20 protein-coding genes are annotated in these 22,277 nt (G+C 67.6%); 9 read left to right on the top strand and 11 right to left on the bottom strand.

Features of this window, described 5'->3' with window-relative positions:
- Nucleotides 1-135: 135 nt before the first annotated feature.
- Nucleotides 136-2,253: a GGDEF and EAL domain-containing protein gene (locus ASF77_RS07995; protein ID WP_056337355.1), complete on the bottom strand. Its 2,118-nt coding sequence runs from the start codon at nucleotides 2,251-2,253 to the stop codon at nucleotides 136-138.
- Nucleotides 2,254-2,484: 231 nt separating this feature from the next.
- Between ASF77_RS07995 and ASF77_RS08000 the strand changes: the two genes are divergently transcribed.
- From ASF77_RS08000 to ASF77_RS08025, 6 genes are all read left to right on the top strand, one after another.
- Nucleotides 2,485-2,817: a helix-turn-helix transcriptional regulator gene (locus ASF77_RS08000; RefSeq protein ID WP_056337359.1), complete on the top strand. Its 333-nt coding sequence runs from the start codon at nucleotides 2,485-2,487 to the stop codon at nucleotides 2,815-2,817.
- The gene (locus ASF77_RS08005) at nucleotides 2,814-3,245 is read left to right on the top strand and encodes a YeeE/YedE family protein (protein ID WP_056337362.1); all 432 of its coding nucleotides are present in this window, start codon (nucleotides 2,814-2,816) and stop codon (nucleotides 3,243-3,245) included. Before ASF77_RS08000 ends, ASF77_RS08005 begins: the two co-directional genes overlap by 4 nt.
- A gap of 10 nt (nucleotides 3,246-3,255) precedes the next feature.
- Complete coding sequence (locus tag ASF77_RS08010; RefSeq protein WP_056337365.1) at nucleotides 3,256-3,693, top strand: DUF6691 family protein; 438 nt, start codon at nucleotides 3,256-3,258, stop codon at nucleotides 3,691-3,693.
- 2 nt (nucleotides 3,694-3,695) lie between these two features.
- A complete protein-coding gene (locus tag ASF77_RS08015; protein ID WP_056337367.1) occupies nucleotides 3,696-4,487 on the top strand; it encodes a sulfite exporter TauE/SafE family protein in 792 nt (263 codons plus the stop codon).
- A gap of 35 nt (nucleotides 4,488-4,522) precedes the next feature.
- Nucleotides 4,523-5,212, top strand: coding sequence for an MBL fold metallo-hydrolase (locus ASF77_RS08020; protein ID WP_056337370.1), 690 nt, complete (start codon nucleotides 4,523-4,525; stop codon nucleotides 5,210-5,212).
- Nucleotides 5,213-5,412: 200 nt separating this feature from the next.
- On the top strand, nucleotides 5,413-7,752 hold the full coding sequence (locus tag ASF77_RS08025; RefSeq protein ID WP_056337373.1) for a TonB-dependent receptor: 2,340 nt from the start codon (nucleotides 5,413-5,415) through the stop codon (nucleotides 7,750-7,752).
- 35 nt (nucleotides 7,753-7,787) lie between these two features.
- Here the strand turns inward: ASF77_RS08025 and ASF77_RS08030 are convergent, their stop codons facing one another.
- On the bottom strand, nucleotides 7,788-8,432 hold the full coding sequence (locus ASF77_RS08030) for a response regulator transcription factor (RefSeq protein ID WP_056337376.1): 645 nt from the start codon (nucleotides 8,430-8,432) through the stop codon (nucleotides 7,788-7,790).
- Nucleotides 8,429-9,400, bottom strand: a complete 972-nt coding sequence (locus ASF77_RS08035) for an ATP-binding protein (protein ID WP_056337380.1) — start codon at nucleotides 9,398-9,400, stop codon at nucleotides 8,429-8,431. Before ASF77_RS08035 ends, ASF77_RS08030 begins: the two co-directional genes overlap by 4 nt.
- 247 nt (nucleotides 9,401-9,647) lie before the next feature.
- Here ASF77_RS08035 and ASF77_RS08040 point away from each other — a divergent pair, with 247 nt between their 5' ends.
- Both ASF77_RS08040 and ASF77_RS08045 read left to right on the top strand, forming a co-directional pair.
- Nucleotides 9,648-11,507, top strand: coding sequence for a DUF2235 domain-containing protein (locus tag ASF77_RS08040; RefSeq protein WP_056337383.1), 1,860 nt, complete (start codon nucleotides 9,648-9,650; stop codon nucleotides 11,505-11,507).
- A 113-nt stretch (nucleotides 11,508-11,620) separates the two neighbouring features.
- Complete coding sequence (locus ASF77_RS08045; RefSeq protein WP_056337385.1) at nucleotides 11,621-12,955, top strand: PepSY domain-containing protein; 1,335 nt, start codon at nucleotides 11,621-11,623, stop codon at nucleotides 12,953-12,955.
- Nucleotides 12,956-13,156: 201 nt separating this feature from the next.
- Here the strand turns inward: ASF77_RS08045 and ASF77_RS08050 are convergent, their stop codons facing one another.
- The 5 genes from ASF77_RS08050 to ASF77_RS08070 all read right to left on the bottom strand — a co-directional run bounded on the left by ASF77_RS08050 (nucleotide 13,157) and on the right by ASF77_RS08070 (nucleotide 18,978).
- Nucleotides 13,157-15,151 (bottom strand): methyl-accepting chemotaxis protein, encoded by a 1,995-nt coding sequence (locus ASF77_RS08050; protein WP_056337388.1) that lies wholly within the window; start codon nucleotides 15,149-15,151, stop codon nucleotides 13,157-13,159.
- Nucleotides 15,152-15,190: 39 nt separating this feature from the next.
- The gene (locus ASF77_RS08055; protein ID WP_082493658.1) at nucleotides 15,191-15,991 is read right to left on the bottom strand and encodes a TorF family putative porin; all 801 of its coding nucleotides are present in this window, start codon (nucleotides 15,989-15,991) and stop codon (nucleotides 15,191-15,193) included.
- 221 nt (nucleotides 15,992-16,212) lie between these two features.
- The gene (locus ASF77_RS08060; RefSeq protein WP_056337391.1) at nucleotides 16,213-18,198 is read right to left on the bottom strand and encodes a hypothetical protein; all 1,986 of its coding nucleotides are present in this window, start codon (nucleotides 18,196-18,198) and stop codon (nucleotides 16,213-16,215) included.
- Between the two features lie 153 nt (nucleotides 18,199-18,351).
- Nucleotides 18,352-18,549: a hypothetical protein gene (locus tag ASF77_RS08065; RefSeq protein ID WP_056337393.1), complete on the bottom strand. Its 198-nt coding sequence runs from the start codon at nucleotides 18,547-18,549 to the stop codon at nucleotides 18,352-18,354.
- Between the two features lie 24 nt (nucleotides 18,550-18,573).
- Nucleotides 18,574-18,978, bottom strand: coding sequence for a hypothetical protein (locus ASF77_RS08070; RefSeq protein WP_056337396.1), 405 nt, complete (start codon nucleotides 18,976-18,978; stop codon nucleotides 18,574-18,576).
- Between the two features lie 112 nt (nucleotides 18,979-19,090).
- Here ASF77_RS08070 and ASF77_RS08075 point away from each other — a divergent pair, with 112 nt between their 5' ends.
- Nucleotides 19,091-19,762: an SOS response-associated peptidase gene (locus tag ASF77_RS08075; protein ID WP_056337399.1), complete on the top strand. Its 672-nt coding sequence runs from the start codon at nucleotides 19,091-19,093 to the stop codon at nucleotides 19,760-19,762.
- A gap of 34 nt (nucleotides 19,763-19,796) precedes the next feature.
- Here the strand turns inward: ASF77_RS08075 and ASF77_RS08080 are convergent, their stop codons facing one another.
- The 3 genes from ASF77_RS08080 to ASF77_RS24520 all read right to left on the bottom strand — a co-directional run.
- The gene (locus ASF77_RS08080; protein WP_156648803.1) at nucleotides 19,797-19,964 is read right to left on the bottom strand and encodes a hypothetical protein; all 168 of its coding nucleotides are present in this window, start codon (nucleotides 19,962-19,964) and stop codon (nucleotides 19,797-19,799) included.
- A gap of 615 nt (nucleotides 19,965-20,579) precedes the next feature.
- Nucleotides 20,580-21,797, bottom strand: coding sequence for a right-handed parallel beta-helix repeat-containing protein (locus ASF77_RS08085; protein WP_082493659.1), 1,218 nt, complete (start codon nucleotides 21,795-21,797; stop codon nucleotides 20,580-20,582).
- A 291-nt stretch (nucleotides 21,798-22,088) separates the two neighbouring features.
- Nucleotides 22,089-22,277: choice-of-anchor Q domain-containing protein (locus ASF77_RS24520; RefSeq protein ID WP_056337407.1), on the bottom strand; the 189-nt coding region annotated here is incomplete at its 5' end.

Consider the following 22,277-nt stretch of genomic DNA (forward strand, 5'->3'; position numbering starts at 1 on the left):
AATTTACGCGCACACCCTCCAACCCTTTGAATTTCCTACAGTTTGGGCTCCGGCTCGGGGCACCAACGATTTTCTTGCGCAGCGCCTCGCCGAGGCCGGCGCACAGCCCCCCGCGCCTGTCCTGCATATCCCACTTTAGTATCCGCCGTAAATGCGTTCGAATTCGGCGATCGGCACCGGGCGTCCGAGCAGGTAGCCCTGAAGCGTCCCGCAGCCGCCATCGACGAGGAAGCTGCGCTGCGCTTCGTGCTCCACGCCCTCGGCAACGATCTCGAGCCTGAGCTTGCGCGCCAGCGCGATGATTGCCTCGACGATCGGCGCGGCATCCGGGTCGAGGTGCACGTCGTGCACGAAGGAGCGGTCGATCTTGAGTGCCGTCAGCGGAAAGCGGCGCAGGTAGGCGAGCGAGGAGTAGCCGGTGCCGAAATCGTCGAGCGAGAACTGGACGCCAAGGCCGCGCAGTGCATGCATCCGCTCGACGGTCTCGGCGACGTTCTCGGCAAACACACTTTCGGTCAGCTCCAGGCACAGGCGGTCGGCGGGAGCGCCTGTGCGCCGCAGGACATCGGCAACCCTGTCGGGGAAATCCGCGCCACGCATCTGGTGCACGCTGACATTCACCGCGAGCTTGAGGCTGCCGAGCGTGCGCTGGCCGCGCCAGCGCGCCAGCGCCTGGCAAGCTTCGTCGAGCACGTACTGGCCCAGCGGCACGATCAGTCCCGAGGTTTCGGCCAGGCCGATAAAGGTGTCCGGCCCGAGCAGGACGCCGTCGCCCCGATCCCAGCGCACCAGCACCTCGGCGCCCACCAGCCGGCCATCGCGGCTGAACTGCGGCTGGCAGAACAGGACGAACTGGTGCATCTCCAGGCCCCGCCGCAGGCCGCTTTCGAGCGCCGCCTGGCGATCCGCCGAGGCCTGCATCCCGGCGTCGAAGAAGCGGGCGGTATTGCGACCATCCGCCTTGGCGCGGTACATGGCGAGATCGGCCTGCTTGAGCAGGGTCTCGATGCCCGCCGACGTGCCGTCGAACAGCACCACGCCGATGCTCGGCGTGCTCGAGAACGCACGTCCGGCGAGATCGTAGGGCTGGCCCAGCGCATCTTGGAGCTTGGCGATGACGTGGTTCGTTTCCTGTACCGCCGTCTCCGCCGAGCAGCCGAGGTCTTCGAGGACGATCACGAATTCGTCGCCGCCCAGGCGGGCCAGCGCGTCGCTGTGGCGCAGGGCGCGGCGCAGGCGCCCGGCGACCTGGCGCAGCAGCATGTCGCCAAGGTCGTGGCCCATCGTGTCGTTGAGCAGCTTGAAGTTGTCCAGGTCGAGGAACAGCAGCGCGCCGAACCGGCCCGAGCGGTGACTGCGGGCCAGGGCCTTGTCCAGTTCTTCGATGAGAAAGCGGCGGTTCGGCAAGCCCGTCAGGTGATCGAAATAGGCCAGTTCGTAGATGCGCCGCTCCGTGCGCTTGCGCTCGGTAAGATCGGTGTTGGTACCGGAGATGCGCAGTGCCTTGCCGTGCGCCCCACGCAGCACGAAACCGCGCGACAGCACCGGAACGTGATGACCGTCCCGATGGCGCAGGCGCAATTCGATGCTGTAGTTCTCGTGCTGGCCGTCCAACAACTGACGCATGAAGTCACCGACGCGGGCCTTGTCGTCCGGATGGGTCAGGCGCAGCCAGAGCCCGGCGTCGCCCGGCAGCGCGCCGGGCTCGTAGCCGAGCATGTTCCACCAGCGGTCGGAATAATAGACTTCCCCGGTGTCCACCTCGTAATCCCAGGGCGCGTCGGTAGAGCCGCGCAAGACCAGGCGCAGCCGCTCTTCCGACTTCTGCAGACGCTGCTTGGCGCGTTTCAGCGCCGTGCAGTCGGTGAAGCAGACGACCACCTGGTTCAGGCGGCCATCGGGATCGTGTTCGGGATAGGCATTGCAGATCAGCCAGCGCACGGGTTCGGTTCCGGTGGCGAGCACGCCCACGATGAGGTGCGCAAGCTTTTCGCCGGTACGCAAGACGACGTTGACGGGATAGTCCTCCGGCGCCATCGCCTGGTAATTCGGGTGGACGAAATCCCAAGCCGCCGCGCTCGATTCCGTGCCTTTGAGCTGTTCCGCGCTCTGCCCCAGCAATTCGCAAGCGAGACAGTTTGCCGCAACGATGCGTCCGTCGGCGCCGTGCACCACGACGCCGGCGGGCAGGTGGTCGAGCAGGTCATCGAGCCGGCGCTGGACAGCCGCTGCCGCGTCGAGATTCATGATCATCGCTGCGATTCTGAGGGTTCGCCATGCAGGAAATAGTAGCACGGGCACCACGCGATGCGGCACGCATTGCCGCATCGACGCGGACATCTTCCTCGGCCACTTCAGCAGGAGCGGACTGATCCGGCCAGGCGCCGCCGGCGCTTCGGTTCACCGGATTACATTATATTGAATGATTAAACGTCGTGCGATATAATATTCGCAGATAGAATGTACCGCAAGGAGAGGCGAACGATGCGCAAGAACCCGAAGTTGAACCTGGAGGCCATGCAGAATGCGGCGGCACAGGCCTGTGCCCTGCTGAAAGTGCTGAGCAATCCCGACCGGCTGATTCTTCTGTGCCAGCTGACCCAGGGCGAGTTCTGCGTCAGCGAGCTCGAGACCATGCTGGGGATCTCACAGCCGACCCTGTCCCAGCAGCTGGGCGTGCTGCGCGAGGAAGGCCTCGTCAGCACCCGGCGCGAGGGCAAGCAGATCTACTACAAGATCGAGAGCGCCGAGGCCACTACGCTCATGGGCGTGTTGTACGAACTGTATTGCCTGCCCGCACAGGAAGCGCGCAAATGACGATCGACTGGCTGCACTTCACGCCCTGGACGGCGCTGGCCGGCGGCCTGCTGATCGGCCTGGCCGCGGCGCTGCTCGTCCTCTTCAACGGCAGGATCGCCGGCATCAGCGGCATTCTTGGCGGCCTGCTGCGTGCCGCGCGCAGCGACGTCGGGTGGCGCCTCGCTTTCCTGGCCGGCCTGCTGACGGCGCCCCTCCTGTACGCAATGATGGCGGCGCTTCCCGAAGTCACGGTGGAGGCTGGATCCGGCACCCTGGTCGCCGCCGGGCTGCTGGTCGGCGTCGGCACGCGCTACGGATCGGGCTGCACCAGCGGCCATGGCGTCTGCGGCATTTCGCGTGGGTCGCCGCGTTCGCTGGCCGCCACCGCGGCCTTCATGTTCGCCGGCTTCGTCACCGTTTTCATCGTGCGGCACGCACTCACCTGAAGGAACCGGCATGCACATCGTAATGGCACTACTGGCCGGACTCGTCTTCGGCATCGGACTGATCGTATCGGGCATGACCGACCCGGCCAAGGTCATCGGCTTCCTCGACCTGGCCGGCGCCTGGAACCCCTCGCTCGGCTTCGTCATGGGCGGGGCGATCCTGGTCGGCGTCGTCGCCTTCGCCCTCGCCCGCAGGCGCGACCGCTCCTGGCTGGGTGCTCCCATGCGCCTGCCGACGGCGACCGCCATCGACCGCCGCCTGGTACTCGGCGCGCTCGCCTTCGGCGCCGGCTGGGGCCTGGCCGGCTACTGCCCGGGGCCGGCACTGGCATCGCTGGCCACTGGCGGCGCCAAGCCGCTGATCTTCGTGCTCGCGATGCTGGCCGGCATGGCCTTGTTCGAGGTGTTCGAGCGCATCGCAGCGGTGCGCGCACTGGCAAAGGCCTGAACATGCTCGCCGGTCTCGGACTCGGGCTGGTGGTTGGACTGATCCTGGCGCTGACCGGCGCCGGCGGCGGCATCCTGGCGGTGCCCTTGCTGGTATTCGGGGTCGGCGCGACCGTCGCCGAAGCAGGCCCGGTCGGGCTAATGGCTGTCGGCATGGCCGCAGCCCTGGGCGCGGTGCTCGGTTTGAAGGAAGACACCGTGCGCTACCGCGCCGCCGTTCTAATCGCCGCCGCCGGCATGCTGCTGTCGCCGGCCGGACTGTGGGCGGCCAGGCAAGTCGACAGCCGCTGGCTGGCCGTCGTGTTTGCGCTGGTGCTGCTGTATGTCGCCGTTCGAACCTTCAGGCAGGCCTCCGGAACGAACGGCGCGCTGGCCAAGGCAGGCGCCGTGTGCGTCCGCGACGGCATGAGCGGCCGATTCGTCTGGACCCGGCCCTGCGCGCTGGCCATGGCCGTGTCGGGCGGCGTCGCCGGCCTGCTTTCCGGCCTGCTCGGCGTCGGCGGCGGCTTCGTGCTGGTGCCGGCTTTGCAGCGCACTACGGATCTGCCGATGAAATCGGCCGTGGCCACCTCGCTGGCGGTCATCGCCCTGATTTCGCTGATGGGGGTGGCAGCGACCGCCGCCAGCGGCGCCATGGACTGGGCACTCGCCCTGCCCTTCTCTGCGGGCGCGCTGGCAGGAATGCTCGGCGGCCGATCCCTCGCCGCCCGCCTGTCCGGCCCGCACCTGCAAAAAGGCTTTGCATTCGTTTCCGCGCTCGTCGCCATCGCGATGATCGTCAAGGCGCTGCCGTAAGGCAGTCCCGCCACCACGTTGAAGGAGAAAGCACCATGCAACTGAATCCGATCCAGCTGTTCGACACCGAATCGTCCACTTTCACGTATATCCTGAACGCGCCGGGCTCGAAGCAGGCCGTCATTATCGATCCCGTCGACCGACACTGGGAACGCGACCTGCGCCACCTCGAACGCCTGGGACTGGAGCTGGCCTATGTGCTGGAGACGCACGCCCATGCCGATCACGTGACTTCGGCCGGCAAGCTGCGCGAGCTCACCGGCGCCCAGGCCGCCGTGCCCAGCGGCTGCGGCATCGCGCCGGCCGAGCTGCAGTTGAACGACGGCGACATCATCCGCTTCGGCACGGGCGAGGAAATCCTGGTGCTGCACACCCCTGGCCACACGGCCGGCAGCATGAGCTATGTCTGGCGCGGCAATGTCTTCACCGGCGACACGCTCTTGATTGATGGCTGCGGGCGCACCGACTTCCAGAGCGGCAGCAGCGACGCGCTCTACGACAGCGTCACGGGCAAGCTGTTCACGCTGCCCGACGACACGCGGATGTGGCCGGGGCACGATTACAAGGGCCAGTCGGTGTCGACGATCGGCTGGGAGAAACAGCACAACGTGCGGCTGGCGAAACGCAGCCGCGAGGATTTCGTCAAGCTGATGGCTGAACTCAATTTGCCGAAACCGAAACTGATCGATGTGGCGGTGCCGGCGAACCAGAACCTGGGCCTGTAGTACTGCGTTGGACATCTGCGCCGCGCGGCCCGGCTGCGCCCCCTCGTGGACGCTTGTCCGGTTCGGCAGAAGGAAGGCCGTGCCGGTTCCGCGCATGCAAGGAAGCACGGTACAAGTCGGGAATTTTTCCCACGCCTGAGCACACGCATTTCCCGTACTCTTCCATTGACAATAACAGGCCGTCAAGGGAGGCAAGGACAATGCCACTTCCACTTTATCCTCGCTTCGTCTCCCTGCTGGGAGCGGCCTGCGGCGCCATCGCGGCGCCAGTGCTCGCGCAAACCGATCCAGCCATGCCCGTGGTCGAAGTCGTCGGCACCACGCCGCTGCCGGGCATCGGCGTCGACCGGGCGCTGCTTCCTTACCCCGTACAGACCGCCGGCAAGGCCGAGCGCGAACGGTCGGGTGCGGCCAACCTGAGCGAATACATGGCCCAGAACCTCACCGGCGTCAACGTCAACGAGGTGCAGGGCAGCCCTTTCCAGAACGACCTGACCTTCCGCGGCTATCGCGCTTCGCCGCTGCTGGGCGCGCCCCAGGGCATCTCCGTCTTTCTCGACGGGATACGCATCAACGAAGCCTTTGGCGACGTCGTCAACTGGGACATGCTGCCCGAAGCGGCGATATCGAGCGTGATGCTGGTGCCGGGCGCTAATCCGACCTATGGCCTGAATGCGCTGGGCGGGGCGCTGGCCTTCAGAACCCGATCCGGCCGTACCGACCCGGGCTTCGAGGCAGGCCTGTCGCTGGGCAGTTTTGGCCGCAAGCGCATCGACCTCGCCTACGGCGGGCAATTCGACGGCGGCTGGCATGCCTTCGTCGCCGGCACCCGCTTCGCCGAAAACGGCTGGCGCGACCACTCGGACGGTCGGCTCGGCAACGTCTTCGCGAAACTCGGCCGCAGCATCGGGGGCGACAGCTGGAGCCTGGCGCTGCTGCAGGGATCGAGCACCCTGGTGGGCAACGGCCTGCTGCCGGACGACCTGTACGAGAACCGGCGCAGGACGGTCTATACCCATCCCGACCGGAGCAGGAACCGGGTGCAGCAGCTTGCCTTCAATGCCGAACACTGGCTCGACAAGGACACCGTGGTCTCCACCCTCGTCTTCGGCCGCAAGAGCCGGCGCGCCACCGTCAACGGCGACATCCATCCCGCCTACGAAGCCTATGCCGACGCCTGCGCGGACGGATTCGACGCCGCCGGCGCGCCTCGCGACGACGATTGCGTCGATAACGCGGGCAACCCGCTCACGCGCGACGCCGCACTCGGTCTCGCTCCGGGCGTGCTGAATCAGACCCGCAGCCGCCAGAGCGCGTACGGATTCGGCTTGAACCTGTCGCGCGACAGCGGCATCCACAAGCTCAGCGTCGGCTTCGCGGCCGAGCGCAACCGGGTGCGCTACGCGCAGACCACCGAAGATGCGGGCTTCGACGCCAGCCGCGGCGCCGTCCCCTTCCCTGGCGCGGCGCCTGCGCTCGACGCGGCCGTGCGCGGCCACGCCTGGAACGCCGGGGTGTACGCCGCCGACACCCTGGCGCTGTCCGGTTCCACCCACCTGACGGCTTCGGCCCGTTACAACGTCGCCAAGGTCACGAACACGCTGACGGACGAGGACGGGGTGCAGCCCACCGAATCCTTCCGCTACACCAAACTGAACCCCGCGCTCGGGATTACCCACCGGCTCGCGGGCGGCTGGACGCTGTTCGCCAACCTGGCCCGGAACACGCGTGTGCCGACCGTGATCGAACTCGGATGCGCCGACCCCGAGCAGCCTTGCGCCCTTCCCACCGGCCTGCAGGCCGATCCTTTTCTGGAGCAGGTGAGCTCGCGCACGATCGAGGCGGGTGCGCGCTTCGGCGACCGCAAGGGCGCGCTCTCGGTCTCGGCCTACCAGAGCAGCAACCGCGACGACATCCTGTTCCTGCGCGCCGGCGCGACCCAACTGGGCTACTTCGACAACTTCGAACGCACCCGCCACCGCGGCATCGACCTGTCGGCGCAGCGCGGATTCGGACGCTTCGCCGCCCGCCTCGGCTACAGCTACCTGGAGGCGACCTATGACGCGCACGGCAGCCTGTTCGCGGGCGAACGCACCGTGCAGGTCGGCCCCGGCACCCGCATCGCCGGCCTGCCGCGCCATACGGTGAAACTGGGGCTGGACTGGCGCCCGTCCGCGCAGTGGACTATCGGCGCCGACCTCGTCGCCGTCTCCAGCCTGGTCACGCAGGGCAATGAAGACGGCCTGCTCGAGGATCCCGAGGACGACGAGCCCCTCGCCCTCGGCGACGCCGGCATTGCCGGCCACGCCCTGCTGGCCCTGCGCGCCAGCTACAAGCCCTCGCGCCAGCTGGAGTTTTATGCGCGCGTCAACAACGTGCTGGATCGGCGGTACGAAACCTATGGCGTGCTGGCCGAGAACCTGTTCCCCGGAGGAGTGCTGGCGCAACCGGCGCTTGCTACCGAGGGCGCGCAGGACGCCCGCTTCGTTGCACCCGGCGCGCCGCGCTCGATCAACGTCGGCATGAACTTTCGGTTCTGACGCGAAGCCGCCTGCAGGAAGCCTCCGGGGAGCAGCTAGCCCGGCGCGATGATCCCACGGCGCAGAGCCAGATGCACGAGCGCCGCCGACGTCGATACGTTCAGTTTCGCCTTGACCCGCGTCTGGATGTTGGCGGCGGTCTTCTGGCTGATGTTCAGCAGCTGCGCGCAGTCGGCTGCGGAGCGGCCTTGCGCCAGAAGGCGGAACACTTCGAACTCGCGCTGGCTGAGGGAGTCGAGACAGCGGCTCTCGTCGTCGGCGCCCGCATGCAGCAGGTGGCGCGACAGGTTCGCGCTCAGGAAGCGCCGGCCGGCATGGGCCGCGCGCACGGCGGCGACCATGTCCTCGGGCGCGGCCTGCTTGCTGACGAAACCGCAGGCCCCGGCGTCGAAGGTGCGCCGCACCAGGTGGGCCGAATCGTACATGCTGAAGACCAGCACCCGGGCCTTGTCGTCGCGCGCCCTGATCCTGTGCAGCAGTTCGAGTCCGCCCGTGCCGGGCAGGGACAAGTCCGTCACGCACACGTCGGCCGGCTGGCGCACGAAGGCGGCATAGGCCTGCTCGGCACTGCCGGCTTCGTCGATGGCCATGTCGCCGCCCTGCTCCAGCAGGCGCCGGTAGCCGGCGCGCACGACCGGATGATCGTCCACCAGCAGCACCCGTATGAGATCCCGGTTCATGTTGCGGCCGCCGCAAGCGGCAGCACCGCTTCGATGCGCACGCCCTGGCCCGGCCCGGCGCCGACCTGCATGCTGCCTTGCAGGCTGGCCACGCGCTCGCGCATGCCGGTCAGGCCGAAGCCTCCCTGGAGTTCGCCCTCTGCGCCGAGGCCACGGCCGTCGTCCTCGATCGCCAGGCGCAGCTTCCGCCCGCAGTCGCTGCGGCGCAGTTCGACCCTGACCTGGCGCGCGTGCGCATGGCGCGCCACATTGGTCAGGCTCTCCTGCACCAGCCGGAACAGGGTGATGCCGAGCAGGTCGTCGAGCTCTTCGGGCACGGCGACCGGGAAGAATGCGCAGCCGATACCGGTCTGCTCTTCCCACTGTTCGCAGAGTTCCTGCAAGGCAGGCACCAGCCCGAGGCTGTCGAGCGTCATCGGGCGCAGCCGGCGCAGCATGGCCTTGACCAGCCCGTACAGCGCCTCCGAGGTAGCGGCGATGCGCTGCGCACTGGCGGCGATGCCGGCGCCGTCTCCTGGCGGCGCGTGCAGGATATAGGTGGCATCAGCCCGGATCGCGGTGCAGTTCTGGCCAAGCTCGTCGTGCAGTTCGCGCGCCAGCGTGCGCCGTTCGTTCTCCTGCACCAGGATCAGCTGGCGCGCCAGGTCGCGGTTACTGAGCAGCAGCGTCACCACCTGCCTTTGCGCCGCCAGCCGTTCCCGCACTTCGCGCTGCGCCTGCCGGGTGCGGCGCCAGGAAAACCACAACAAGCCGGCGAACAGCACCACCAGCGTTCCAGGCAGTTCGTCCACCTGCCAAGCCTCGTGGCGCAGCTCCCAGGCGGTGATCCGCTCGGACAGCTCGAAGCGGATCGAGAAAAGAAACGCCGTCGCAGTCAGGGCGACGACGACGCCCAGGTCGATGGCGACGCTGTGGCGGCCGGCGTCGGTGCTGGCGCGCGGGGACGCGTGGACAGGATCCTGGGCCATCGATAGTCGCGCATTCAAGGATTGGCAAACGGGCCGCGATCGCCCGGTGGAGGCGCGGTGCGGCGTGTGCAGGGCAATTCGAGCATAGTGTTTTCTTGTGTCGTTGTCCATGCAGGTGGAATAGCGGAGGCAGCGCCTCCCTCGGCTACGCGTGTGGAAAAAAACAACGAAACCGCTACCGTCTTTCCTGCCGATCCCCGTTCAGGCGTAGAGTGATCGATGCGTAGTGCAGCATGGCGGGGGACGCATGAACGGTAGCGACAAGGCGGCAACCGGTGCCACCGGCGGGCCGCGCCAGATCATCCTGTGCTGCGACGGCACCAACAACACGCTGACCGGCGGCAGCCACGACACCAATGTCCTGAAGCTGGTCGGCCTGCTGGCGCCCGAGCGCCATAACCAGCTCGTGTATTACGACCCCGGCGTCGGCGCGCCCGACCAGCTGCCGGCGCTCGGCGCCTGGAACGAACTGGTGCGGCGCAAGGAACGCATCGCCGGCCTGGCGCAGGGCAAGGGCGTGTACGAGAACATCGCCGAAGCCTATTCCTTCCTGGTCGAGCACTACGCGCCGGGCGACCAGATCTACATCTTCGGCTTTTCGCGCGGCGCCTTCACGGCGCGCTGCGTGGCCGGCATGGTGAACCTGTTCGGCATCGTCCGCTCCGACAGCAAGACCCTGATCCTGACCCTGATCCGCGTGTATTTTTCCACGCCCAGCGACGCCACCCGGCGCGGCCGGGTGTCCTGGGGCGCCATGCGCGCGCGCCAGGCCGAGGAAGGCCGGCGCGAGAACGCGGCGCTGGCCGAGGAAACCGGCATGGTGTCGGGGAACGCGAGCGAAGACGCGATCGACGCCTATTTCGCGCGCAAGAAGAAGCGCAAGAGCACCCAGCGCGAGGTGGCCGAGCAGGTGCGCGCCGACTTCGCATCAAGCCACGGCAAGACGGCGCAGATCCACTTCATCGGCGTCTGGGACACCGTGGAATCGGTCGGCATTCCCCTGCTCTCGCGGCGCACGATCACGCGCAACGGCGGCACGCGCGACAAGCCCGGATTCCGCCACATCCGCCATGCGCTGTCGCTCGATGAAGTGCGATCGAGCTTCGCGCCGCGCCTGTACTGGGACGAGGACTACGCGCTCGACGAGCACGACCCGGCCAGGGCGCGCACGCTGCGCCAGCGCTGGTTCCGCGGAGTGCACAGCGATGTCGGCGGCGGCTACGACGTCAACGAATCCGGCCTGTCGGATCAGGCCCTGCACTGGATGCTGGCGGAGGCCGAGGCCTGCGGCCTGCGCCGCGAACCCGACACGCGCGCGCCCGGAGCGCAGGCCAAACCCTACATCGCCCACGACACCCCCTACGACACGCCCTGGTGGGGCGTCGCCGGCCTGAGCGTGCGCACGAACGTCACGCACCGCGACGGCGACGAAGCGCACCGGATCCGGGTTCTCGGCGAAGGCGCCGCCCTCGATCCGCAGGCACGCATCTATTCGGTGTGGAAGAGTGCCACGCTCCTGCGCAACCACCGATTCTGGCTGGCGCTGGGATGTTTCTTCATCTTCCTGCTCGCCTGCGGCTGGCTCGGCCACGCGGCCCTGCACGCCGATGCCGGCGTCGGCTTCGTCGATGCGGCCCGCCAGGGCGGCTTCGGCTTCGACGCCTGGCAGCGCGGCTTCCTCGCCGCCTGCCTGGGCGACTGGGCGCACTGCCCCGCGGCTCTGCCCTCGCCCGCGGCCGCGGCCTGGGCGGTCGGCTTCGACTTCGGCCTGATTGCCGCCTATGCCTGGCTGCTCGGACTGTGCGCAACCTGGGCCTTCCGGCAGATGGCCGGCGTCCGGCGTCCCGACGATCCGGTGCCGCCGGTCTTCGTGCTGGGCAAGGCGCCGCTGCTGGCCGTGCTGGCCGACGTGCTGGAAAACCTGATGACGCTGCTGACGCTGTGGGCCGCCGCCTGGCACAGCGACTGGCTGGCCGCCGCCTTCGGCGCCGCGATGCTGCTGGCCAACCTGGCCAAATGGACGGGCCTGGCCGCCAGCCTGGTCTTGCTCGCCTGCGGCATCCTGGCCGTCAGCGCGCGCCCGCTGCCGGCGCCTTCGCGGCCCTGAGCTTGCGCCGGCGCAAACGGACAAGCCCGTCCGCTTCGGCTCGGCGGCGCCGTGCGCGTGCGCCGCACGGTAGGATGGACGTCGTTTCCAGGCCGGCCATTCCGACAACGACAATGAACGATTCCCTCTCCACCGAACGAGCCCTTTCCGCCCTGGCCGCACGCCGCCGCAGCCTCTACCTGCGCGTACACTGCTGGGCCGCCCTGATCGCGACGCCCTTCCTGCTGCTCGCCACGCTCACCGGCCTGCTGTACGTCTTCGTGCCGCAGATCGAAGCGCGGCTCTACGAAGGGCTCGACCGGGTGGCGCCGCGGGGTGTGATGCTGCCGCTCGACCGCTCGGTCGCCGCCGCCCAGGGCGCCGTTCCCCATGGCCTGGCGCTGCGCTCGGTGCTGCCGCCCTTCGCGCCCGGCGACAGCGTCAAGGTCTTGTTCGAGCCGGCGCGCGGGCACGAGGCAGCCGGCCATCATCACGGCGCGCCGCCCGCGTCCGCCCAGGCGGCGCGCCCGCTGACGGTCTTCGTCGATCCGTATTCCGGCCGGGTGCTGGGCGTGCAGAATACGGGCGAGCGTTTCAGCGACTGGTCGAAGTCGCTGCATTCGCGCCTGCTGCAGGGCGATGGCTGGCGCTGGATGATCGAACTGGGCGCCAGCTGGCTGCTGGTGATGCTGCTGACCGGCGTCTATCTGTGGTGGCCGCAGCCCGGCGGGAGCGGCCTGCCGCGCGCCGGCAAGACCGGCCGCGCGGCCTGGCGTCAATGGCATGCCTTCGCCGGCGTGGCGCTGGGTCTGCTCAGCCTCGTGATGGTGGTGACCGGGATTACCTGGAGCCAGTATGCGGGCGAGCAGGTGCGCCGCCTGCGCGACGCCGCCGGCCAGGCCTCGCCGCGCGCGCCAAGCCACCTGCATTCGCGCCCGGCGCCGGGTACGCGCCAGCTCGACTGGGAAGGCGCCTGGGCGCACGCGCGCGGCATCGCGCCGCCGATCGCCATGAGCCTGAGCCCGCCGCGTGGCGCCGACGGCGTCTGGCGCGCGGCCGGGGCCGATCGCACCCAGCCGACCCGGCGCTTCGACCTGGCCTTCGATGCCTACGACGGCCGGGTGCTGTACCGGGCCGGCTGGGAGGATCAGACCGCCTTCGGCAAGGCCACCGCCGTCGGCATTCCCTTCCACCGGGGCGAATTCGGGCTCTGGAACCAGGCGCTCCTGTTCCTGTTCGGCCTCGGCGTGCTGTTCTCGCTGGTCTCGGGCTGGGTGATGTTTTACAAGAGGAAGCGCAGCGGACGGCTCGGCTTGCCGGCCCTGCTGCCGGGCGCGCTGCGGGCAGCATCGCCGCTGGCATGGCTTGGCGCGCTGGCGCTGTGCGCGCTGATGCCGCTGTTGGCGGTGTCGGCGGCGGTGGTGCTGATGCTGGAGTGGCTGGTGCTGCAACGGGCGCGGCCGGCCTGAGGGCTGCCGCGGCCCGGGATCAGACGAGCTCCGGCGCCGCCGCTTCGGCGCCGCAGAGGGGCAGCACCCGCGCACGGTCGTGCGTGGCGCCTGCATCGCCGGCGCGGCGCGCAGTACGTGCCGGTGTCAGGGTAGACAGGCGCAGCGGAGGCCGCGCACGCCGGGCCATCGCGCTGCATGCGCGGGTACAGGTCACAGCGCTCATTGCGGCGCCGCCAGTGCCAGCGGACGCGCGGCCGTTGCCGGCGCACCGGCCTGCTCCAGGCGGAACTCGCCCACCAGCGCTACCAGGGTGGCCGCCTGTTCCTGCAGGCTTTCGGTGGCGGCAGCGGCCTGCTCGACCAGGGCCGCGTTCTGCTGGGTGGCGTCGTCCATCTGCACGATCGCCTGGTTCACCTGGCCGATACCGGTACTCTGCTCAGCGCTGGCGGCGCTGATCTCGCTGACGATGTCGGTGACGCGGCGCACGCTCTCGACCACCTGCTGCATGGTCTGCCCCGCTTCGGCCACCAGCATCGACCCCATGCCGACCTTGTCGACCGAGTCGCCGATCAGGCCCTTGATCTCCTTCGCCGCGGCCGCGCTGCGCTGGGCCAGGTTGCGCACCTCGGAGGCGACGACCGCAAAGCCGCGGCCCTGCTCGCCGGCGCGGGCCGCCTCGACGGCCGCATTCAAGGCCAGGATGTTGGTCTGGAAGGCGATGCCGTCGATGACGGAGATGATGTCGACCACCTTGCGCGACGACGCATCGATCGAGGCCATGGTCTCGACCACCTGCGCCACGACCTCGCCGCCGCGCACGGCCACCTGCGAGGCCGAGGCCGCCATCTGGTTGGCCTGGCGCGCATTGTCGGCGTTCTGGCGCACGGTCGAGGTCAGCTCCTCCATCGAGGCGGCCGTCTCCTCCAGCGCGCTGGCCTGCTGCTCGGTGCGCGCCGAGAGGTTGGCGTTGCCCTGGCGGATTTCCAGGCTGGCGCCGGCGACGCTGTCGGAACTGCTGCGCACGCTGATCAGGACGTTCTGGATCTTCGCAACGAAGCTGTTGAAACCGGCCGCGATGGTGGCCAGCTCGTCGCTGCCGCGCACGTCCAGGCGCGCCGACAGGTCTGCATTGCCGCCGGCCAGGCCGGTCATGGCGGCGGCCAGCGTGCGCACCGGGCGCATCAGACGGCGCAGCACGGTGACCATGGCAAAGGCCGACAGCACGGCGCAGGCCAGCGAGACGAACAGCGAATATTTCACCAGTTCGCGCGCCGAGGCGGTAGCCACGTCATGCGGGAAGCTCAGCTGGACGGCCCAGGGCGCCATGTCCGGGTGCGGGCGCAGCGGCTGCAACAGGCGCACCATGCCCTTGTCGTCGGTGAATTCATAGGCCTTGCCCTGGCGGATGCTGTCCAGCGCCGCGGCCGGCAGGTCGTCCGCCTTCTTGCCGTTGCGCGCGGCGTCCGGATGGCTGGCGTACAGGCCGCCGTTCGACACCAGGGTCAGCACGCCGCCCTCGATCGGCTTCATGGCGGCCAGGATCGCCGACAGTTTGGAGACCAACAGGTCGCCGGTGGTCGCGCCCTGGAACTTGCCGTCGATGATGACGGGCACCACGAGCGAGGCGATCAGCACTTCCTTGCCGTTGACCGGATAGGCATAGGGCTCGGAGAAGTGGCGCTTGCCGCTGGCCTTGGGAATCTCGTACCAGCCGTCGGTGGCGGCATTGCCGCTGAAGACGTTCGGCTCGACGCGGATCGAGCCGTCCTCGGCGCGCGTCCAGTAGGGCATGTAGCGGCCGGTGTCGTCGTATTCCGGCTTCTTGCCCGCGAACTCGGCATCCTTGCCGTCGAAGGCGTTCGGCTCCATCGCCACCACGGTGCCGACCAGGTCGGGCGCGCCCTGCAGCGCGGCCTTGGTGATCGCCCCGAGCTGCGGACGCGCCAGCGGCTCGCCATTCGTCGCGGCGACCGTGCTCGACAGCACGTCGACGGCTTTCAGGTTGGCGCCGATGCGGCCTTCGAGCACGCTGGCGCTCTCGCGCGCGGCGGTGCGCGCCAGGCGCATCGCCGCCTCTTCGGAAGCTTCGCTGCCCTTGATGCCGATGACGGTCGAGGTGATACCGAGACCGAGGACGACCAGGGCGGTGGCGGTGACGCAGATGCGCGCATTGAGCGAGAGCGCAAAGCGCTGGGTGGAATTGGTGGTGTTCATGGGCGTGCTCGCTGGAGATGACGGATCGGAGGCTGCGGATTAAAAGCTACGGTTCAGGCTCAGCACGAAGCCGCCCCTGGCCGGGTTCGAATAGGCGATGCGCCCGGCGGCGTTGGGCACGCCGGTGCTGTAGTGGTCGTAGGCGTGGGTGGCGCCGAAGGCGCGGGTATAGGCCGCGGCCGCGCTCCAGCCGCCGTGCAGGCTGCGCGTCAGGCCGACCTTGAGGTCGCGCCAGTTCCAGTAGTCGTTGCCGGCGCCGGCCACCCGCCCTTCGCCCGCGTGCAGGTTCAGCGTGGTGGCGGCCCCCAGCGCGATGTTGGCGCCGCCGTCGAAATAACCGGTGCCGCGCGCGTTGGCGATGCCGAAGAAGTCGCGGGTGAGCGTGTAGTTGTACTTGGCGTAGACCGACTTGTAGCTGAGGCCGGCGGAGAGTTCGCCGTAGTCGTAGCGCGTTCCGGTGGCGCCGATGACGGCGCCCGGATATTTGTAGTACAGCGCCGTCAGGCTGTAGCCGAGCGGGCCCAGGCTGCCGCTGTAGCCGCCGTACAAATCCCACTCGAGGCGGCCGTTCTCGACGTAGCGCTCGTCCACGTTCGAGACCCAGCTGCCGGCGCTCCAGCCGCTCGCATGCGCGGCGTCAACGCCGAGCTGCAGGGCCGGCTTGCCCCAGGTCTGGCGAAAGCCGCGCGAGACGTACTGGGAGACGATGCCGGCATTGCCGCTCACGCTCCAGGCGCCCGCGGCGCCGATCCCGCTGGTGGATTGATCGGCATGCGCTCGAGGCAGCGCGCACAGGGCAAGGCAGGCGAACGGCAGCAGCCGTCGGGTCAGGGTCGTCATGGGGGGCGGTGGCGCATTGCGCCGGTCAGAGGGCAAAGATTCCGTAAGGCAAATTTCCTACGGGAATTCTATGCGTCTCTTGCGACCATTTCGCCGTTTCATGACAGGATGAACATACGATATTTCTGGTGCTGCATCTTCGGCGCAACACACTAGTCAGGATGGCATTCGATCTTGATAACACCGCGGCGGGTCGAGGCCGCGGTGTCGTACCGCGCTGCTTACTCCGGCAGCCAGACCAGGGCGGTTTGCAGGCTGCCGAACACGTCCGATCCAATCAGCAGCAGGCGGTTCCCCAGCGGCACGGCGTCGAGAACGGTTCCGTCCAGCGCGGGCATGCGCGCCAGCAGCTGCGGCTCGCGTCCGGCGGGCCGGCCGTCCAGGCTGCGCGTGCGCAGCACCGTCGCGAAAAACGCCGTGCCGCTGTCTTCCGGCCACAGCTGGCCGTACTGGTTCGCGAGCACGGTCAGCTCGCCGGCGCCGCCGCCGCCGAACACGCGGCTGCCCTCCCCGACCTTGGTCAGCCAGGGTGCCTGCAACGCTTCGCCGGACAGGCTGGCGCCGGCCAGCACCAGGTCGCCGCCGGCATCCAGGCGCGCCACGCGCAGCGGGGCCGGCATGGACTCGCGGCAGCTAAGGGCCAGGCCTGGCTGCAGCGCGACCAGGCCGACGCCGGCGCAGTCGCCACCCTTCAGGTCGAGCGCGCGCTCGGTCAGCGCGCCGCTGGCGGCATCGACCAGGGCAAGGCGGCGTTCGCCCAGCAGGCCGTCTTCGCGCCAGGACAGGGCCAGCCGGTTGTCGGCAAACACCATGGCGGCGTCGTCGATGAGGCGACCGGTGGCGCTGCGCACCATGCGCTCGGCACCCAGCGGCGCGCCCGCGCTGTCGAAGCTGCGCAGCATCATCGCACGTTGATAGAGGCCGTTGCCCGCGCTGCCCTCGCGGATCCAGTTCAGCCAGAGCCGGTCGCCGCCCTGGGCCAGCCGGTAGCTATTGCCTTCCAGGTCGCGGATCATGCTGCCGTCGCTCTGCAGCAAGACGGGCGTGCGCAGGATGCGCTGCCCGTTTCCGTCGAAGGCGAGCATCGACACCGCGGACCAACCGGTGCGCGCGACCAGGCGCAGCTCCTCGCCCACGCGCAGCAGGCGCAGCTCGTCGAAGGCGGTAGCGCCGGGGAACAGCTCGGACAGCTCGTACTTGCGCAGCGCCAGCACCTTGCCGCGGTTGTCGAGCTGGGCCAGCGTGATGCCGTTCGGCGGGCGCTGATCCGGCAAATGGACGGCGACCACCGCGTGCGTGCCGAAACCGACGGCGGCGACCGGACGATGCAATCCCGGCGCCGTCGCCGCCAGTTCGGGCGGGATCGCCGTTTTCGCCATGGGGAGGTAGCCGAGACCGGTGCTGACACCGTCGAAACTTTCCAGGGTTTCCGTGACCACCCGGCGCGGCAGCTGCGGATTCTCGGCAGTCCGGTCGATCCGGCGCTTGACGATACCGAGACCAGGCGCGTACCAGAAACTTTTCACCCCTTCCTCGATCGGCGCGACGACGTTGCCGCGGCTGAGCACGATCTGCACGCGGATCGTCAGGTCGACCCGCACGGTCTCGACACCGCGCCGGTTCGGCAGGTCGAACATTTCCTTGCCGATCACGCGCGTCCAGGCGGCAATGTTGACCTTGTCCTTCGTGCCGTCGCCGTCGAAGTCGTCCGTGAGCGGGATGCCCTTGCGGTCGATGGCGACGAACTGCTCGTTCTGGCGTACGGGCGAACTCAGTTCGACGAATGTGCCCGAGGCCACGTGGTTCCCGTTGATCGCAATGTTCTCAGTATGGGTGTAGCGCCCGTCTTCGAAGCGCAGCGGGCCGAACCCGTCGAGACCGTCCATGTAGCGGTTGCCGACGGCCTCGCTGAAGACCCCGCCCGACTCCGTCATGGTGACGGTGTTGGTATAGACCTCAGGGCGGGTCGCGGCGGGATCGCCGCGTTGCTCGACGCCGCGGTACGTCCACGCGGCATTGTGGCGCAGCACCCGCAAGGGCCCCGCGTCGGCAAACAGGATCGGGCCGGTTGAACCCGGCGCCGTCACGAGGCCGCTGGGTGGGAGCGCCGGGAGTTCGGGCACCGTGGCAAAACGCGGCGCGGCGTCGCCACCGCCTCCGCCGCATCCGGCCATCGACAGCCCGATGACCAGAGCCAGGCCGCTCATTCCAACACGTAAATGCACATACACCTCATCGAAATCTCGGGACACACGTCATCGCATTTGCAAATGACGAAAGCGCAATATCCTAAACGATTTCGGCGAGGAAATTCTATCGAATGATCACAGCAGCGTGGAAAGTGCCGCGGCCCGATTTGTTCAGCTGCCCTGGTAGATCAGCACGGCGCAGGCCGCCGCTCCGATGGCGAGCAGCCCATATAGAAAGTAACGCATTGCAGTGGCCAGGCCGGTCACCGCCTTGTCGGCATCCTTGCTGAGCATACCGCGCTTGCGGCCGGCATTCATCAGCATGGCGACCGCGATGAAACAGAAGAACAGGGTCAGGACGAATTTCATGGCGTAGATAGCGGATGCATGCCGTCAGGTGCGGGCCAGCACCAGGCTCAGGGCGACCACCGCCAGCACGATCGATCCGGCGGCGGTAAAACCGATCAGGGTGAGGCGCTCGCGCGCCGCCTGCAGCTTCGCCACCAGCTGGGCGTTCTGGTCGGCCAGCTCGGCGATCAGCTTCGAGGCTTCGCGCACCTGGCCTTGCAATTGCGCGAGCGCGATGTCCTGGCGTTCGACCTGGGCCGCGATCAGCGCCATGCCGTCGTCGAGCGGCATGTGCGCCACCGCCTCGTCCAGTTCGGTGTTCGGCGTGGCCACGCCCTTGCCCCCGACCGTGTCCCACAGCCTGCGCGCACTGTTCGCCACCTGCGGCGCCGCCGCGATGACTTCGCCCCATGGAACGGATTTCAATACCCTCAGCCAGGCTCCCGCCATCGTGTTCTCCTTTGCTTGTCGTTTGTACAGCATAGCATCACCGCCGCCGCGCACCGTTCCAGCCCGGCAGGATCAATCGTGCGGGCGTCGCGTTTGCAGTACCATGACTCCCATGTGTGGACGATTTGACCAAAGCCAAACGGCACGATACTACGCGAGCGTCTTCGGCTGGGCCGACGCCGTGTACGACAGCGAATCGACGCCGGCCTATAACGTGCCGCCCGGGACGTATCGCCCCGTCATGCACATCCAGGATGGCGAGCGCCGCATCGACGACGTGTTTTGGAGTTATCGGGCGAAATGGGCGGAAGGAAAGCTGCCGATCTCGATCAATGCCCGGCTCGACAAGCTGACCAACCGCTACTGGAGCCGGCTGATGAAGAACGGCCGCGCCATCGTGCCGGCCGACGGCTGGTACGAGTGGACGGGAGAAAAAGGCAAGAAGCAACCCTGGCACATTCACCGCAAGGATCGCGCGCCGCTGTTCATGCTGGCGCTGGCGAACTTCGGATCGTTCACCGAACACCGCGCCGAGGCAGGCTTCGTGCTCGTCACCGACGATGCGGCCGAAGGCATGCTCGACATCCACGACCGGCGCCCGGTGGTGCTCGAGGCGGCCGACGCCGCGCTCTGGCTCGATCCGGACATCAGCCCGGAACAGGCGCTCGAACTGGCGCGCCAGGCGGCCCTGCCGCCCGATGCGTTCGACTGGTTCAAGGTCACGCCGCAGGTGAACCGCCCCACCGCCGACAGCGCGGAGATGGCGGCGCCGCTGGACGACTAGCGTAGCGGCAGGCGCACCCGGTCGGCGTCTGGTTTTACTCGAGAACCGTCAACAGCGCCACCAGGCCCAGCGACATACCGATCAGCACGCCGGCACGGTTGCGCAGGCGCTGCCCGCGTTCGACCACCTGCTTGGCGATATTGCGGCGTGGACGGCCACTGGTGCTGCCCGATTCTTGTTTCGACTCTTGTTGCATGTTCATCTCTACGATATCCATTGGGTGAATCCGGAAAATTGGCAAATGCAGGGTTGCCGGGCCGCGCCATCGCGGCAGCCGGTCGGGGTGCTCGGGCACGACGCACGCGTCGGCCGAGCTCAGGCAAGCCGGGCGGAATGCCTCGAATGGGAAGCGCGGGGGGCGCCCTGCGAACATCGGCACGGGCAAGCAGCGGAGGCGGAAGCGATAAACGCGCGAGCGGGCGCTGCGCCGTTCCAGGACATACAACTGAACCACTTGTGATGCGCAATGCGTGACATGCCGGTTACCGTGTTCGACCTGCTGTCGGGAACGCCGGCATGCGCCACGCGTCACCGGGACGTCCGCCCCGACCCACAACATGAAAGAATTGATTCTACACGAAGCACTCTGCCGTTCAAGACGCATTTGCGAGTAGAGTTTGCGAAGAATCAATACGTGGGGTTTTTCCCAACTCAGCAGTCATTCCGGGGTTCCGGCGCCCGCGCTGGCCAGCGCATCGAGCGGCTTCCGAAAACAAAAAACCCCGCCTGCCTTGGGGCAGCGCGGGGAACGCGGGCCCGCAGGCCCGGCTGGCAAAACGATCTGCTCGGTGCTTGAGGAATGCCCGATCAGTGCTGATTAGTGTTGATAAGCGCCGATGTCGAAGCCGGTCGTGGTGTTGCGCGGCTTGCCATCGATGTCGGTCGGGTGGGCGTAGGTCGCGATGCCGCGGCCGATGACCGGCGAGCTGGTCGATGGCTTGAAGTTCGGCATCGCGGCGGTACGCGAGTAGCCGACCAGCAGCGGCTCGGATGTGATCGTCGCGGTGTGCTTCAGGCCATTGCGCAGCTGCCAGTTGTAAGTCGTGTTCTTGAACACCAGGTTGTTCTTGTAGGTGTTCGCGGTACCCGTCTTGCCCTGCTCCGAGATGCCGTACTTGTTGTCGTACACGATGTTGTTATACACGTGCACGTTGTTGGCGCCGGCCGAGGTGAAGTAGTAGTCACCGCCACCGACGATGATGCCGAAGACCGACGAGCTCACCGTGTTGTTGGTGATCTTCAGGTTGGTCGCATCGTGCCAGAGGTGAATTGCTGCCGAACCGACGCGGTAGACCACGTTGTTCTTGATCGAGCCGGAAGTGCTGTGATAAATGCCCTGGACATAGGTGCAGCCGGCCGGGCCGATATCGTGCACGACGTTGCCGATGACGTCGCCCATCACGCCCTTGTAGTAGCTGTCGACGCCGATCGCCGAACCGCCTGCGCTCGAGCAGGGAATCGTGTTGGCCGTGTGGTGCACGTGGTTGCCTTCGATGACGTTGTAAGAACCGCCCGTGTAGATGCCCAGCGTCCACTTGGTGCCGCTCTGGATCTTCGAACCGTCGACTTCAAAGCCGATGATGCTGACGTAATGGCCGCGGTTGTCCCAGGCGGTCTTGTTGACCGAGCTGGCTGGCGGCACGATCTTGGCGCCCCACTTCGTGGTCGACACCCAGTAGATGCGGGCCGAGGCGGTGCCGTTACCGGTGGTCTTGAAGCCGCCGGCATAGGTGCCTGGTGCGACGAAGACGGTGGTGCCCGGCTTGATGGCGGCCTTGGCGGCGCGCGCCAGGGTCTTGAACGGTGCGGCCTTGGTGCCGGCGGCAGTGTCCGAACCGGTCGGCGACACGTAATAGTTGTAGGTGGTTGCTGGCAGGGTGGCGCTGCTTTGGGTGCCTGGGGTGGCGCTGAGGCTGTCGTAGCCCGTCAGGGCAACTTGCGCCGAGGTTTGGGCGTTGGCGCCGGCGGCAGCAACGGTTGCGATCAAGAGGATGGCGGCGTTGCGGAGGACTGCGTTGGTGGCTTGCTTCTTCATGCGAAAGTTTCCCTAACAAAAAAAGTGAATACGTACCTTTGAGCTGTGGAAACTTCCTAAGTTCAACGTTTTCGCAAAAAAATTTCTTACAAGTATCAATGTTATACAGTACGTTTGTTTCAAGAAACAATAGTTAATGAACTGTGTTCTCTTCCCTTGCGCCGGAATTCGGTGACTATTTGCATCGCACCGACGAAAAAAGCCCCACGCACCTTGCGGCTGCGCGGGGCGGCTCATCAAGCCAGGATGGCTTGATGATCACTTCTGCCGATCAATGCTGATTTGTACTCATCAGTGCTGATAGGCGCCGATGTCGATACCCGTCGTGGCGTTGCGTGCCTTGCCGTCGATGTCGGTCGAGTGGGCATAGGTCGCGATGCCACGGCCGATGACCGGCGAGCTGGTCGATGGCTTGAAGTTCGGCATCGCGGCGGTGCGCGAGTAGCCGGCCAGCAGCGGCTCGGTGGTGAGCGTGCTGGT

The sequence above is a fragment of the Massilia sp. Leaf139 genome (genome assembly GCF_001424165.1).
Taxonomy (GTDB): Bacteria; Pseudomonadota; Gammaproteobacteria; order Burkholderiales; family Burkholderiaceae_D; genus Telluria.